The following is a 14940-nucleotide window of genomic DNA, read 5'->3' as shown; positions in this document are numbered from 1 at the left end:
GTCTCCTTCCCCCCCAATCTCTAGCTTATCTATCCGTCTTAACACTGACATTGTTTTTTCACTCTCCCGATACGTGGCGGTAAAAAAAGGTTTGATATTTTTGGTACTGCCTTCCCATTCGCCATAGACCAACACCTGCATGTTTCGGGTGAAAAAGGTATTGCTTAAAATCCATTTTTGTAAACGGTAACTCCAGGGCTGTTGGCTATTGGCATCCCAATTTCCCGCATATTTAGCCGTTTTTGGTTTATTTGGAAATGCAATTTGAATTACAGCTCCCAATAATCCCATATTACCCGGACAACGCAAATGGATATGATCCGCTTGTTGCATGGCTTTAGCAATTCTGATTGAATTGATTCCCACGGCATACAACGCTTTGAATACCTGAATATACGACTTGATATCAAATTCTTTTAACCGAATTGTTTTCGCTGTTTCAAATGGGATGGTTTGCACCAAAAGCCCTCTGTCGGTTTCCCAAACGGGACAACAGAATTGTATTTGGTCAACGTGTTTGGCCCATATTTCTATTTCTTTTACATACGGACCGTAGGCCTTCCATTGGTTTTGGGAGGCAATTAACGGGGCCGATGACACTACAAGTAATTTCATCAAATATAGCCCTCCGCCCCTTTGTCAGAAATCATTATTGCCGGCACACCCAACATCACACTATTGGTTGCGACATCTGTATTTATCAGCGAACAGGCGCCAATCAATACATTATCTGCAATTGTTATTTTTCCGGCGACAATGGCATTGGCTCCAATATAAACATTATTCCCTATTATCGGAACGCCTCTTCTGTTTTCTAATCCCGAAACACCGATGGTGACCCCTTGTGAAATATTGCAGTTGTTCCCAATTACGGCCTTTCCATTAAGAATAATACCTCCAAAGTGTCCAATGTAAAACGAATGTCCGATTTGAACCGAAGCAGGTATCGAAATCCCAGTAGTAACTTCAATCATTTTTTGCCAAAACAGGCACAACAACAACAAAACAGGTCTTACTAACGGAATGTGTACCTTCCTATAAATCCCATTGGCGATGCGGTATTGAAAAATTGCCCAAAATCCTTGGGTAAAAAATACGATGGCAAAGAAATGGCCTCCATATTTTTTATATTTTTTATAGTCTGAAGTGATCAGTTTAAAAACGGTCATATTTAAAGAAACATTTTTGTGTGGTAAATATAGTATTTCTTGTTAGAAATGCATATTCGTTATGGAAATTAATACATAGTCTAAATTTTAGGATTCGATAGTTCAAGGTTTCAATAACAAAACCAACTATTCAATTCCCGAATTGAACACTACACTTTTAGTTTCAAAAATTTATATTATATAGTTTTGCCCAACAGATTAGGAGTACTTCCCTATCCCGCATCTCCAGTAGTCATTACCTCTCCATATACAATCCGTATGCAAAACGAATCAAATCAACAAAGAATCAAAATGCTATACCAGATGCTGTTCGAAATGGCAACGGGAAATCTGTCATTCAGGATTCAGCAAACAGCACACCAATAGGAGTTAGATGAAGTAGCGAATATATTAAATGTATTATCAGAAAAAATGCAGAACATCATACTGCAATCGGGATACGTTAATCCTCATTACACCTATCAAAATTTGACTCAGACTACCTTTATTCTCAATAATGAATTTCACATCGCAAGTTTTAGTACAGCAGTACCTGAAATTTTGGGATTTAATCCCGAAATGCTCTTTAAAATGGAATTTTCAAACATTATTTCAAGCCAGTCAACTCCAAATTGCTGTACAGCGACAAAATACTGGTATCTTCAGTAACAACAATTTTACAAGACATCACGAGCAATACTAATAATGCTCCACCCAGAAAATCAGAGGCAGTAATCATTCAAAAGGTTTATGAATACATTCTAAACCATTTAGAAGAACCATTGCCAACTGCCAAAGAATTATCTCAAATGTTTGGCACAAATGATTTTAAACTAAAAGATGGCTTTAGGCATTTTTTCAATACAAGCATCTAAAAGTTTAATATCATAATATTATTCAAGTTAATTGCAAGGTTTTCAATACGATAAATTTAAAAAATTAACAAATACAGACTTACAATTAATCAATAATCATTAACTTTATTAAGTAGAAATTAATCTACAATTTAATAAATACAATGAAAAATGTTCAAGTAAATATAGAAGCGTGTTTATCCTATATGGTTGTCGTACATGTTCCTGTACTTCAGGCAGAAGATTGTGTAGATTTTATTTTGAAAAATTTTTAGTGTTCAATATAAATAATAAAACTTGTTTCAAGTGTAAAATTTAGACTAAAAGAAAATAATAATGATAAATTATTTCATAACCTGGGCACTTAAAAACCGCATTATCGTTTTGCTAATCGCTGTAGCAGTTACGGCTTACGGTATTTATGCCGTAAAAAACACCCCCGTTGATGCCATTCCCGATTTGTCAGAGAATCAAGTCATCATTTTCACAGAATGGATGGGACGTAATCCGCAAATCATCGAAGATCAGATTACCTATCCTTTGGTGAGTAATTTACAGGGGATTCCTAAGGTAAAAAACATACGGGCAAACAGCATGTTCGGAATGAGTTTTGTTTTCGTGATTTTTGATGATGATACTGATATTTATTGGGCCAGAACAAGAGTTTTAGAACGATTAAATTATGCCCAACGACTTTTGCCCGAAGGAATCATACCTACACTTGGCCCGGACGGAACAGGATTGGGTCATGTTTATTGGTATACTTTAGATGCTCCCGGCTATGATTTAGGAGAACTTCGTGCTTTGCAGGATTGGTACATCCGTTTTGCTTTACAGACGGTTGATGGCGTTAGTGAAGTAGCTTCTTTTGGAGGTTTTCAACGACAATACCAAGTGGTAGTTGACCCTAATAAATTGCGTTATCATAACATTCCATTAATGGAGGTTGCCGGAAAAATTAAAGCAAACAATAATGATGTGGGCGGAAGAAAATTTGAGCAATCGGATATCGGATATATCATTAAAGGATCCGGGTACATCAAAAACATAAAAGAGATTGAAAATATTCCGCTTAAAACCATTAACTCAGTTCCTGTCAGGATAAAAGATGTTGCTACTGTTCAAATGGGAGGAGAACTCAGGCTGGGCATTATTGATGAAAATGGTGAAGGAGAAAAAGTGGGAGGAATTGTCGTGATGCGTTACGGAGAAAATGCAAAAGATGTAATAGGAAGAATTAAGGAAAAATTACCGGATATCGAAAAAGGCTTGCCTCCCGGAGTGAAATTTAAAACGGCTTATGACCGTGCCAGCCTCATCGATGCGACCATAAGCACATTGAAGGAAGCGGTAATAGGAGAAATTATAGTGGTCGCCATCGTGCTATTCATCTTCCTGCTTCATGTAAGAAGTGCATTGATAGTCGTAATTACAATTCCAATATCTGTTCTTATTTCCTTCATTATGATGAGTTGGTTTGACATCACCTCAAACATAATGTCCCTTGCTGGTGTTGCACTTGCCGTGGGCGATTTAGTAGATGCCGGCATTGTGATGGTGGAAAACGCAATGAAATCAATAAGTGGAGAGGAAGATTAATTTTTTTAAAGATAAAACCAAATGTTATCAAACGAAGAAAGAGAAAAGAAAATTGAAGCGTCATCTAAGCTGATTGGGAAAGCCGTGTTTAATTCCATCCTGATTACATTGGTGTCATTTAGTCCAATCCTTTTTCTTACAGGACAGGAAAACAAACTATTTTCACCTTTAGTATGGACTAAAACCTTTGCTATGATTGGCTCTGCCTTCGTAGTTATATTTCTTGTTCCGGTGCTGATGACCATGTTTCTAAAGGGAGACGTGCGTCCTGAAAGTAAACATCCCGTTTCACGTTTTTTCCTTTGGATGTATAATCCGATAATCCGTTGGTGTTTGAAATGGAAAAGAACAACCCTTGCACTAAGTATTGCATTAGTATTAGGAAGCATTCCTCTGGTGCTCGGTCTTGGAACTGAATTTATGCCGCCGTTAGATGAAGGATCACTGCTTTTTATGCCCGTAACCCTACCGGATGTTTCTAATTCCGAAATAAAACGAATCATGCAGGTACAGGATAAACTCATTATGACTGTCCCTGAAGTGCAAAATGTTCTTGGAAAAGCCGGACGGGCTAATACAGCCACAGATAATGCACCCATGAATATGATTGAAAGCATCATACTTTTGAAACCACAATCGGAATGGAGAGAGGATTTTTCCAAGGATGATATTATTAACGAGTTGAACTCAAAACTACAAATTCCGGGAGTCATAAACGGTTGGACACAGCCCATTATCAATCGGATTAACATGTTGTCTACCGGAATTAGAACCGATGTGGGAATTAAATTATATGGACAAAACATTGACACGATCAATAAGTTGGCGCAACAATTTAAAAAAGAATTGGAAGGATTAGACGGTATAAAAGATTTGTATGTGGATCCCATCGTAGGCGGTAAATACATTGACATAAAAATAAATAAAGAAGAGATTGGCAGATATGGTCTTTCAGTGGATGATGTAAACATGTTTATCGAAACAGCCATAGGAGGAATGAATGTTACTACTACAGTCGAAGGCCGACAACGGTTTTCTGTCAATGTCCGTTTGGCTCAGGATGCTCGTGATGAAATCAATAAGTTGAAAATTTTGCCATTACAAACCATGGAGTATGGCTCCATACCACTTTCTGCCGTTGCTGATATCAGTATTACCGAAGGGCCTCCCATGATAAGTTCAGAAAATGCGATGCTAAGAGGAACACTGCTATTCAATGTTCGGGAAAGGGATTTAGGAAGTACCGTAAATGATGCCAAAAAGAAACTCGAAGGAGCGATTAAAAAATTGCCAAAAGGGTATTTTTTAAGTTGGAGCGGACAATATGAAAACCAAGTAAGGGCGCAGGAGCGATTGAAAATGATTATTCCCTTTGTGTTACTCATCATTATGGCTATCCTTTATTTTACATTTCATACTTTCAGGGAAGTACTGATAGTGCTTTCAGCGATTCCCGTTGCCTTGGTTGGTGGAGCTTACTCGCTGTATTTCTTCGATGTTAATTTTTCGGTTGCCGTTGCCGTTGGTTTTATTGCCCTATTTGGAGTTGCAGTAGAAACAGGGATATTAATGCTGGTTTACATGAATAATTCAATACACAAAAAGGTAAGTAAAATTACTGCCGAGAATAAAGCAATGACAAAACAGGATATCGAAGATGCCATATATGAGGGTGCTGCTTTAAGGTTAAGACCAAAGCTGATGACCGTAATGGTTGATATTATTGGCTTAATGCCTGTTTTATTGGCCACGGGAACGGGTAGTGATGTGATGAAACCAATTACAATTCCATTTGTTTTTGGGTTGATGACCTCCACGCTGTTTGTACTGATTGTATTGCCTGTATTGTATGCCTTGGTTAGAGAATACGAATTAAAAAAACACGGTAAACTCATAGTAAAGGAGTTTGAGGATTAATTCGAAAAAAACAATAAAAAAAAGATAGTTGAAATGAAGATAAAGAGTAAATATTATTTCGTTTTAGGTTTGATTCTAAGCTGTACTACTGTTAAGGCACAAACACTTTCGTTGGATGAAGTTTTGACCAATATCAAAACAAATAATCCACAATTAAAAATGTATGATGCCGATATACAAAGTATGGATGCAGCGGCAAAAGGAGCCAAAAGCTGGATGGCACCACAAGTCAGTACGGGATTTTTTATGACACCTTACAATACCAAAATGTGGAAGACAGATGAAATGAACCCCGGGATGGGAAATTATATGATTGGAGTTCAGCAAATGATTCCTAATTCGTCAAAATTAAAAGCCGATTTTAATTATATGAATACAATGTCTTCGGTCGAAGCTGAAAACAAAAATTACACCAATAATCAATTAAATGCTATTGCAAAAACGAATTATTATCAATGGCTGATATTAAATAAAAAAGTAAAAATTGCTAATGATAATTTATTGCTTTTGGAATACATGATTAAAAGTATGGAAATACGATATCAGTACAATATGGATAAACTGCCAACGTATTATAAAGCAAAATCGCAATACAGCATATTAGAGAATATGATAGTAATGTTACAAAATGACATCGCTCAAAAACGAATTATGCTCAATACGTTGATGGCAAGAGATAAAAACACCGCTTTTGAAATAGATCCAACCTATAAATTAAATGATTACGATATCATAAAATCAGACTCCACAGCACTTTCTCAAAATCGAAGCGATGTGAAGGCTATTGAAAAAACAATTTCTTTGAATCAATTGAAAATAGCAGCAGAAAAAACAAAATTATTACCTGAGTTTGGGGTCAAATACGACCACATGTTTGCCTTTGGGGAGCAACCGCAACAGTTCTCTTTAATGCTTATGGTTAATGTTCCTTTTGCACCATGGTCATCAAAAATGAACAAAGCCAACATCAATAGTTTTCAAATAAAAAACGAAAGCCTGAACTTTCAAAAACAAATGATTCTGAATGAAGCTTCAGGGATGATTTCAGGGATGAACATAGAGCTGACAAACTTAAAAAGACAATATGATATTTCGGAAAAAAAAATTATTCCGGCTTTACGAAGAAATTATGATACCGCCATTATAGCCTGGCAAAACAACACTGGGGATTTGTTTGTGGTTCTTGATGCTTGGGAGGCGTTTAACATGGCGCAAATGGATGTTTTAGACAAACTACAAGCAATTCTGAATACACAAGTAGAAATTGAAAAACAACTGGAAACTAAATAATTATGAATCGTTACTTAAAATATAGTTTGATTGTTGTAGTGATTTCCATTATTGGATTTGCAATCTATTACTTCGCAATAAGGTCTGATGAACCAATACACACTGAGCATCAAAAGGAACTCTACACCTGTTCGATGCACCCCGAAATCATTCGGGACAAACCGGGAAACTGCCCTATTTGCGGTATGACTTTAGTAAAAAAACATAGCTCAGGTCATACTATAAAAAGTACTTCAATCGAGAATCTATTAAAGCGTACCGATAACTTTATAGTGGGTAATTATAAAACCACCACACCAAAAGATACCATTATAAACAGCGAAATAAATTTGCCTGGAATTGTTGCATATGACCCCAATTCCTCCGTTAATATTGCGGCAAGAATGAGTGGCAGAATAGAAAAAATGTATGTCAATTATAAATACCAAAAAGTCAATAAAGGACAAAAGCTTTTTGATTTATACAGTCCGGAATTACTCACCGAACAGCAAAATTTCATCTATTTAATTTCCAATGATGCGGAAAACCATTCCATCATTAAAGCATCGAAACAAAAATTATTGCTCTACGGAATGACGCTTAATCAAATAAATGCATTGGCTTCCGCCAAAAGAGCAAATCCGATGATTTCGATATATAGTCCTGCTTACGGAATCATTCAGGGAACGGAAAGCATGGCTAAGAGCACAGAGGAAAGCATGCGAAATTCTAATATAACTACAGAAGCTTTAACCATTAAAGAAGGTGATTACATTAAAAAAAATGAAGTCGTTTTTAAATTAGTCAATACCGATAAAGTTTGGGGTGTTTTTAATGTCTTACCAGGATATAATAGCTTAATTAAAATAAACCAGCCTATCAATATTTCATCAGAATTTAACGAAAATGAACCTATAAGGGCCAAAGTAAATTTTATTGAAACACAATTCAACCAGACGGACCGTACCAATAGAATTAGGGTTTATTTAAATAACAGTTCGCTAAAGTTACCAATTGGTTTACGATTACAAGGGGTTGTGAAAACAAATCCAACGAAAGGGATTTGGCTGGAAAAAGAAGCTTTGGTGACCATTGGAAATAAGAAAATAGTTTTTATGAAAATGGATAATGGCTTTAAAGCAAAAGAGATAAAAACAGGAATGGAGATTAATGATTTTATCCAGATAATAGACGGTATTTCGGTTGAAGATACAATTGCCAAAAACGCACAATATTTAATTGATAGCGAAAGTTTTATAAAAACGGAGTAACTAACGACATATATTTATGTGGTTACGGCTCCCTCTCCTTTGGAGACGGTTGGGGCGAGGATTTTTGAAGCGCACTTATTTATGCTGTTTATTATAAAATAACTGAAAACAGAATAGCACATGAACTGTATAAAAAATATCAGTATCCTATTTTTACTGTTTACAGCATTAATAGCTTGTAATACTAAAAACAAGGAAGACCATAGCAAACATCCTGCAAAAGAAAGTGTTTACTATACTTGCGCTATGGATCCGCAGATAAAGGAAAGCAAACCCGGAAAATGTCCTATTTGTCACATGGACTTAACGCCGGTAAAAAACGACGAATCAGCGGCTAACGAAATTGCCTTGAGTGACCAGCAAATAAAATTGGGTAACATCACTATGCAAACTATATCAGAATCAGGAAATAGTTTAGAAGAAACCTATACAGGTGTTTTAACGATCAACCAGGAAAAGGTTAAAACCTTATCCTCCAGGGCGATGGGACGTATCGAAAAGTTATATTTCAAAACTACAGGAGATTATATTAGTAAAAACGTAGCGGTTTATCAATTATACAGCGAAGATATTGCGATAGCCAAGCAAGATTATTTCACAGCCTATAAACAGCTTGCAATGCCCGGAGATTTTGGAAAAAATGCTAAAACGATGCTAAATGCAGCCAAACAAAAACTACTTTTTTTTGGCTTATCCAATACCCAAATTGAAAGTATAAAACAAAGCAATGAAATTTCTCCTTACACTACTTTCTACAGCACATCCAGTGGGTATGTTACCGAAATAATAGCCACAGAAGGCAGCTATATCATGGAAGGTTTGGGAATACTTAAATTGGCAGATTTAAATACGCTCTGGCTTGAAGCACAAGTGAATGTAAACTATGCAAGAAGTTTAAAAATTGGACAGAATGCAAAAATTTCATTTACCGATTATCCCGATAAAACAATAAATGCCAAAGTTGCATTTATTAACCCGGAAATAAACCCAGACACAAGACTGCTCTTAATTCGGATGGAAGTCCCAAATCCAAACTTATTCTTAAAACCAGGCATGCAGGCAATGACTAAATTAACCCAGCCGAATGTAAAAGGAATATTCATTCCAACGGATGCTGTGATAAGAGAAAAAGATGCTTCTTATATTTGGATTGAAAAAAGACACGGTGTCTTTGAAAACCTGATGGTAGAAACAGGAATGGAAACCAATGGCATGATAGAAATTAAATCAGAAATGGATCCAACCAAAAAAGTGGTCATTACTGGCGCTTATGCAATAAATAGCGAATACAAATTCCGTAAAGGAACAAATCCTATGGAGGGACACGATATGTAATATTGAAAACACGTAAAAAAATAAGTGTCCCGAAAAATTTTTGTACTATACAACAATTCAAAAAAAACTATACATTAGCCAACCTCTTAATAATCAGTAAAATATAAAATAATGAATTACAAACTAACCTCAATTATTTTAGTGACAGTTGCAGTCATATTTATGATAAGCTGTTCTGACAATACTACTCATAAGGAAACTGAAAATTTAGAAGCAGCAACTGCTATGACGGAATCTTTGAATAAAATGGTGGCTTCTAATACCGCATTGGGTATTCATCATGAGGGCCAATTGTACCATCATCATTACAGTATATACCATCATAATGATTCAATTTATATACACCACCATCAAAATTATCATCATGGAGATACGATACACCACCACTCCGATGGGCACCATAATGAAAATCACCACCATCAGCATGATTCAATAACTGCATCACATCATACTATTGCACATTGATTTATGAGAAGTCTTATTATATAGATTATTAATTCATTAAAAAAACGCTCCAAATAATTGGAGTCCATTTTATCAGTATCTCATTCAGCTGTACAAAAACCGCTTTAGTCCAAGTATTCCTAAAGTCAGTTCTTTGTTTGCTTCATTTCACTAATTTTATTTATACTAATGAGAGCATTCTTTTTAGCTATGTTAAAAAAAGGTTTGCATTTCAATTATCACTCCTTTCCTGCGCTTTAAAAAAATTACTGTCACAGTTATTGATGCGATAACACGTACACTTCGTGACTTGCGCCAGTAATTTTTTCCTCAAGCTGTGCTACATAATGTGGCATTATAATTCATAAAACACCCTCCTGCTCCTATTGACATTGCCGGATAAACTATAATAAAATTATGTAAAAACATCCGCTCCTGCAACCGCGTAAGGGGTTTGTTCCAGGACAACTTTTTGAGCAGCTCCCATAACCCCTGTCGTTCCGACAAAAGAGGACTCTCACAACTCACAACCCACAACTCATAACTCATAACCCACCCCATAACCCACAACTCAAACCCACAATCCCATCCACCCCACTACTCTTCCCAAAGTCTCCGTAGCCGCTTCTTTCCTTTTAGTAGTAGTAGTAGTAGTAGTAGTAGTAGTAGTAAAGATATTCGTAAATCGGATGGCCGTCAACAATAAAGTGATAGCGTGCCATTTCAATTGGGCTTTCAAACTCGGATTCGGGTATTTTACCCGCCAGACATACCAGCCATTTCGAACGACCATTTTGCCATAGTCGTATTGATTGGGACGCCCAGAAGGGGCATGATAGTGGGATAATTGTGCTGCGGTATTGACCACATTTTTACCAAACTGCAAGGCTCTGATACTATAATCGGCATCTTCATACAAACCATAGCCTTCAAAAAAGGTGGAGAATTTCGTATTTTCAAAAACGATTCTTCTAAAAGAAAAAGACATCCCTATTAACAGATCCACTTCATAAGTTTTATTATTAAGAGGGAAACCGCAAGTTCTTCCATGAGAATAGTTTGGCATTTTTCCCGGAGTCAGATGGGATTGCAACCCCAGATAATTTCGGGCTATATTACGTATTCCTTCGGGGTATACATAATCTTCAAAAGTATAGAATCGTTTTTTATCGTATATCCCGTTCGGTTTTCGCTCTATCCATCTATTTTCATTTATGGCAATGCCTCCTACTCCTGTAATAGTATTATTTTCATGAAAAGTTTTAAGTATTTCTTCAAAATATTTGGGTTCTAAAACAGTATCATCGTCCAGGAAACAAACGATTTCAGATATAGGATCTACTCGTGTAATCCCATAATTGCGTTGTTTCGTTAAACCACGATGTTCAGGAGGTACTTTATAATATATCAGGCTTTTAAAATCATTTATTATTAGCATCGTAGCAGTTTCGTCATCTGGCGAACCATCCACAATAAGGATTTCATAAGGATACAAACTTTGCTCCCGAACCGAATGTAATAATTTCAGTAACGGTTGAGCCCTTTTATAAGTGCAAATGATCAGTGTAAAATTCATCCTACTTTTTTTAATTCATTGGCCCAAAACATACTTTGCTGCCATTGTTTGTTGAAATTCAACAAATAACGAATGGGGTTTTTAATTTTTTGAAGCCTGTAATACTTAAAAAACAAAGTCGTTTTATAGCCTAAAATCTGTTCTTTCGTCCTATGCGAAATCAAAAACAACATTACAGTGGGCGAGGGCTTTGGCTGAATGAGGTCCATTTGCCATTGCAATACTGGTTTTGTTCTGAAACCTCCAATCGGCGCTTTCAGATGGAGTATTTTTGGGTCTGGCAAATACAAAACATCACAACCCTGGTTTCGCAGTTGCATCCCAAAATCACCATCTTCTCCGAATCCAAATTCATATCCCAGACCAAATTTACAATTCTTTAAACTTTCCGAAAAAACAAAACTACAGCCCGAACCGAATCCTACCCATTGAAAAATGGTATTGTATTTTTGTTGTTCTCCTTTTTGAAAACAGTTAACCGATACTGCTTTTGCCCCAACTTTTCGGATGTTTTCTATTGCTCTTTGAATAAAATCAGCATCAATGCGGATGTCATCATCAGCAAAAAATATCCACTCTTCAGTAACGTGTGCTAACGCCATATTGCGGGCATTACAAACGCCTGACTGATGGGTAAAAATATGATTTATTTTAAAGGGCCAGCTTTCACTGGTCAAATAATCCAATGTGGATTTACTTTCTTGAAGTGGATTTTGCTCTATAATAATAATATTGGCAGGTAAGTGTGTTTGTGATTTTAAATCCAATAAAAAATCATATAAATATTTTTCTCTCCCGATGGTTGGAATAATTACATCGACAGTGGCTTTAGCAACCAATGAGATGGCTGATTCATTTTTTATCCTGTCTAAATTTAAGTTCCTGTCGTCTTGTTTCTTAAAAAAAAGAGAATACATCATTGGAAATATTGGATACTTCCTTTCGTATAGCATTACATTCAAAAACAATAAAAATACCCATTTCGTTTTATAATGCTGTTTTACAAAACGAAATAGTTTATAAGTGCTTGCTTTGGGACTATAACAATTTTCGGTAGGTTTTAAAAGCGCGGGTTCGGAATAACAAAGCAAACCCAAAGGCATACATCGTTTTGCCACTGCGTTTAAATAATAATCAAAATTATCATCCGGTTTAAGTTTATCTTTTGTTTCCAATACTAAAGTGGCATGTACCACTCCTGCTATGCTACTCATCTGCCAAGTTGGATACCTGACCTCCTTTTTTACCTTGAGAAACAAAGAATCTTCAACATAGCCTATCGTAGTATCAAAATAAATAATATCACGCGGGGAATAGGACAACATCATTTTAGGATGATAAAAAACGGTGTCGATACCCGTTAAATTCAAACTTTCCTTATAGGCATCATGACACCAAACCAGTTTTTGATCCGGAAACTGTATGGCCAGTTTTTGCAAACCCAAAGCAATCGCATCGCCAGCATCAAATTTAATTTTTTGATGATTCACCGAAACTACTTCCGTTATCTTGTTGTCTGAATGGTATACTACAATCAACTGTTATTTTATTATAGATTGATAAAAGGCTATATTTTGATGGATTACTTTTTGTACATCAAAAACGGTTACAATTCTTTTTCGGGCATTTCCCCCTATTTGCTTCGTCAACTCAGCATCTTCAATAAGTGTGCAAATTTTATCGGCATATACTTGATGGTCTTTTGGATCTACCAGAAAACCGCTCTTCCCTTCTTCAATTATTTCTTGCGCCCATCCGATATTGGAGGCTACCACTGCTTTTTCCATGGCCATGGCTTCCAACCAGGAAAGCGGCAAGGCTTCTGCAAAAGTAGGAAAAACACAAACAGTCGCTTTTTGAATGTGTTTTTTTATTTCATCATAAGACACGCCCCCGAAATAGGTTACGTTGACTAACGCTTTGGGAGTAAACAATTCCAGCATCATCGTCCAAGTGGATGCATTTCCTGAAATAATATCACTGGAATCCCGACCTATTAAATAAAGCTGGGCTGTTGGATGTTGTTCAATGACTTTATTAAAAATAAAAGGCAGTTCCAGCAATCCCTTTTTCCGAATCAGTGTCCCGAAATAAAGCACAATTGGTGGCGTAGCCACAACTTTCTGCTCACTTATAAAATCGGAACAATCGATACTATTGGGAATTATCGTAAAATCTTTGTTTAACCCGAAAAGCTGGTTGGTCATAATGGCAGTATAGTGACTTACCGAAATATGTCCATTTGCTTTTTGCAGCGCTCGTTTTTCATGAAAACGATTGATCCACTTCACAGGACGGTGGTCCAGATGACAAAAATAAGTATCACTGCCATGTAAACGAATTACTAGAGGGCATTGGGGTTGAATAAATGAAGAAATTCCTGTCCAGTCGGCGACTTCTACCAAATCAAGCTCTTGTTGGTTATAAAGTTGATTGATGATTTTTTCGAACTTTTTTCGGGTGAGGTACCAGGATAATCCTTTTACTTTTATGTTTTTGATACGTTGTACAACGACCCCATGATCCTCAAAAAGTCCTTCTTCTTTTTGTCCGTAAACCAATATGCGAGCGGAATGCCCCTGATTAACCAAGCTTACGGCCAGACTTTTGATGCTAGTACCCAAACCACCGGAAGTCCCTGTTACAAGGTGTGGATATTCTGAGGTAAGAAAGGCTATTTTCATGTCTTAAATCTTGTTATTTCTTAAAAAAAGTAATTCTTATTGTAATAATTCTTTAACAAAAATTTCGGTAAAAGTTTCTGCTCCGTCATTATTCAAATGAGAACAATTTTGAAATTTATCATTCTGAATAATTACCTTTGAAAAATCTTTTAAGTCGGGTATTTTGTGTTTTAATTTTTTAATAAATTCCAGATTTTTGGTGTGTTTACAAAATGGAGCACAATAAAAAACGACCTTTATTTTGTTTTTTGAACAAAATTTTATGATTGAATCGAATATTTTGTTACTAACCTCAATTTTTTCAGGTAACCTTCCATCATGAATTTCAGAATATCCCTTAAGGGGTATATATCCTTTTGTGTCAATCAATTTGGACTTTTTATTCATCAAATTTAAAAATACTTCTCTAAACCCTAATTTCAAATCATTTCTGCAATATCTATAAAAAGGAACATAATAATTTAATAAGAATCCACCTTTAGATTGTTTTTTTAGATGTGAACTTATAACTTCATTTTCACTTATAAAAGGAATCATTTCATATTCCAGAATATTGGATCTTCCGGAAGTCAGATTAAATATATAATCAATCTGAATAAAAACGGTCTCGTTTTCAATATTTAATTCATTTACTAACTTTAAGACAGTAAAAATATCTTGTAATTTACTTGCCTGAAAGCCCAAATTCACTGCCTCTTTTCCCGTCTTGTTTTTTATAATTTTAGGGATTATCGCGTTTTCAACTCTTGAGGATCCTAAAAAAATATATTCAATTTTTTTGTCTTTTAGGCTTCTTAAATATTGAAATTTAGTTCTCGGTTTACATTCTTCATATATTTTCGT

At 35.8% G+C, this 14940-nt stretch carries 12 protein-coding genes and 2 pseudogenes; 8 read left to right on the top strand and 6 right to left on the bottom strand.

The features are described from left to right. Window positions 1-615 (bottom strand): annotated as a pseudogene (locus tag VI621_RS03075) (glycosyltransferase family 1 protein); the annotation flags it as partial. Continuing rightward, window positions 615-1169 (bottom strand): serine acetyltransferase, encoded by a 555-nt coding sequence (locus tag VI621_RS03070; RefSeq protein ID WP_324216926.1) that lies wholly within the window; start codon window positions 1167-1169, stop codon window positions 615-617. The pseudogene VI621_RS03075 and the gene VI621_RS03070, both read right to left, overlap by 1 nt. 186 nt (window positions 1170-1355) lie before the next feature. On the opposite strand from VI621_RS03070, the gene VI621_RS03065 reads away from it, so the two are divergent. From VI621_RS03065 to VI621_RS03030, 8 genes and pseudogenes are all read left to right on the top strand, one after another. Further along, window positions 1356-1535, top strand: a complete 180-nt coding sequence (locus VI621_RS03065; RefSeq protein WP_324216925.1) for a hypothetical protein — start codon at window positions 1356-1358, stop codon at window positions 1533-1535. A gap of 45 nt (window positions 1536-1580) precedes the next feature. Beyond that, on the top strand, window positions 1581-1817 hold the full coding sequence (locus VI621_RS03060; protein WP_324216924.1) for a hypothetical protein: 237 nt from the start codon (window positions 1581-1583) through the stop codon (window positions 1815-1817). Further along, entirely contained in the window at window positions 1781-2023 is a 243-nt protein-coding gene (locus tag VI621_RS03055; protein ID WP_324216923.1) for a hypothetical protein, read from the top strand. Before VI621_RS03060 ends, VI621_RS03055 begins: the two co-directional genes overlap by 37 nt. 315 nt (window positions 2024-2338) lie before the next feature. Further along, window positions 2339-5518 (top strand): annotated as a pseudogene (locus VI621_RS03050) (efflux RND transporter permease subunit). Between the two features lie 33 nt (window positions 5519-5551). After that, window positions 5552-6808 (top strand): TolC family protein, encoded by a 1257-nt coding sequence (locus VI621_RS03045; RefSeq protein ID WP_324216922.1) that lies wholly within the window; start codon window positions 5552-5554, stop codon window positions 6806-6808. Between the two features lie 2 nt (window positions 6809-6810). Then, window positions 6811-8058: an efflux RND transporter periplasmic adaptor subunit gene (locus VI621_RS03040; RefSeq protein ID WP_324216921.1), complete on the top strand. Its 1248-nt coding sequence runs from the start codon at window positions 6811-6813 to the stop codon at window positions 8056-8058. Window positions 8059-8178: 120 nt separating this feature from the next. Next, a complete protein-coding gene (locus VI621_RS03035; RefSeq protein ID WP_324216920.1) occupies window positions 8179-9393 on the top strand; it encodes an efflux RND transporter periplasmic adaptor subunit in 1215 nt (404 codons plus the stop codon). A 111-nt stretch (window positions 9394-9504) separates the two neighbouring features. Continuing rightward, window positions 9505-9858: a hypothetical protein gene (locus VI621_RS03030; RefSeq protein ID WP_324216919.1), complete on the top strand. Its 354-nt coding sequence runs from the start codon at window positions 9505-9507 to the stop codon at window positions 9856-9858. A 550-nt stretch (window positions 9859-10408) separates the two neighbouring features. On the opposite strand, the gene VI621_RS03025 is transcribed toward VI621_RS03030, so the two are convergent. Genes VI621_RS03025 through VI621_RS03010 form a run of 4 tightly spaced genes read right to left on the bottom strand, consistent with a single transcriptional unit; the run spans window position 10409 to window position 14634 of the window. Next, window positions 10409-11413, bottom strand: coding sequence for a glycosyltransferase family 2 protein (locus VI621_RS03025; RefSeq protein ID WP_324216918.1), 1005 nt, complete (start codon window positions 11411-11413; stop codon window positions 10409-10411). Next, on the bottom strand, window positions 11410-12951 hold the full coding sequence (locus VI621_RS03020) for a glycosyltransferase family A protein (RefSeq protein WP_324216917.1): 1542 nt from the start codon (window positions 12949-12951) through the stop codon (window positions 11410-11412). The genes VI621_RS03025 and VI621_RS03020 overlap by 4 nt, the downstream gene beginning before the upstream one ends. Before the next feature lie 3 nt (window positions 12952-12954). Then, the gene (locus VI621_RS03015) at window positions 12955-14097 is read right to left on the bottom strand and encodes a glycosyltransferase family 4 protein (protein ID WP_324216916.1); all 1143 of its coding nucleotides are present in this window, start codon (window positions 14095-14097) and stop codon (window positions 12955-12957) included. 36 nt (window positions 14098-14133) lie between these two features. Beyond that, window positions 14134-14634 carry a hypothetical protein gene (locus VI621_RS03010; protein ID WP_324216915.1) on the bottom strand — a complete coding sequence of 167 codons (501 nt, stop codon included), beginning with the start codon at window positions 14632-14634 and terminating at the stop codon, window positions 14134-14136. Between the last annotated feature and the right edge of the window lie 306 nt (window positions 14635-14940).

The sequence above is a fragment of the Flavobacterium sp. genome, from assembly GCF_035292545.1.
Taxonomy (GTDB): Bacteria; Bacteroidota; Bacteroidia; order Flavobacteriales; family Flavobacteriaceae; genus Flavobacterium.
This window is presented reverse-complemented; position numbering and strand designations above follow the sequence as displayed.

Bases quoted from the DNA above. Each gene is read 5' to 3' on its own strand.
- VI621_RS03070 (WP_324216926.1), bottom strand. From the start codon at position 1,169: ATGACCGTTTTTAAACTGATCACTTCAGACTATAAAAAATATAAAAAA.
- VI621_RS03060 (WP_324216924.1), top strand. From the start codon at position 1,581: ATGCAGAACATCATACTGCAATCGGGATACGTTAATCCTCATTACACC.
- VI621_RS03045 (WP_324216922.1), top strand. From the start codon at position 5,552: ATGAAGATAAAGAGTAAATATTATTTCGTTTTAGGTTTGATTCTAAGC.
- VI621_RS03040 (WP_324216921.1), top strand. From the start codon at position 6,811: ATGAATCGTTACTTAAAATATAGTTTGATTGTTGTAGTGATTTCCATT.
- VI621_RS03035 (WP_324216920.1), top strand. From the start codon at position 8,179: ATGAACTGTATAAAAAATATCAGTATCCTATTTTTACTGTTTACAGCA.
- VI621_RS03030 (WP_324216919.1), top strand. From the start codon at position 9,505: ATGAATTACAAACTAACCTCAATTATTTTAGTGACAGTTGCAGTCATA.
- VI621_RS03025 (WP_324216918.1), bottom strand. From the start codon at position 11,413: ATGAATTTTACACTGATCATTTGCACTTATAAAAGGGCTCAACCGTTA.
- VI621_RS03015 (WP_324216916.1), bottom strand. From the start codon at position 14,097: ATGAAAATAGCCTTTCTTACCTCAGAATATCCACACCTTGTAACAGGG.
- VI621_RS03010 (WP_324216915.1), bottom strand. From the start codon at position 14,634: ATGATTCCTTTTATAAGTGAAAATGAAGTTATAAGTTCACATCTAAAA.